The sequence below is a fragment of the Pseudomonas sp. HMSC076A11 genome, assembly GCF_001810205.1.
Classification (GTDB): Bacteria; Pseudomonadota; Gammaproteobacteria; order Pseudomonadales; family Pseudomonadaceae; genus Pseudomonas; species Pseudomonas aeruginosa.
On record NZ_KV800289.1, the window covers coordinates 1 to 308 of the forward strand.

A 308-nucleotide genomic window follows, 5' to 3' on the forward strand; every position below is an offset into this window, starting at 1 on the left:
AGGTTGACCTCGAACTGCGCCGGTGCGGATTCGGCGACGATGGCGTCGGCCGGGATGCCCTGGGCGCGGGCGCCGTCGATGATGTCCTGGAGGCACTCGACGTATTCGTCGAGGTCGTCGATGGAGTACACCTGCACCGACTGCGGACGTTTGCCGGAGATCGGCGAGCGCGGCGGTTGCGGCCGGCCGTTCACGTTCTCCTGGTCGATCAGGTAGAACTCCAGCTCGAAGGCGGCGACGATGGTCAGTTCCATCTCGGTGAACCTGGCCACCACCTGGCGCAGGACTTCGCGGGGGTCGGCGAAGAA

At 66.2% G+C, this 308-nt stretch carries 1 pseudogene; it reads right to left on the minus strand.

The features are described from left to right. Positions 1-308, minus strand: a pseudogene (locus HMPREF2716_RS10640) (glutamine synthetase); the annotation flags it as partial.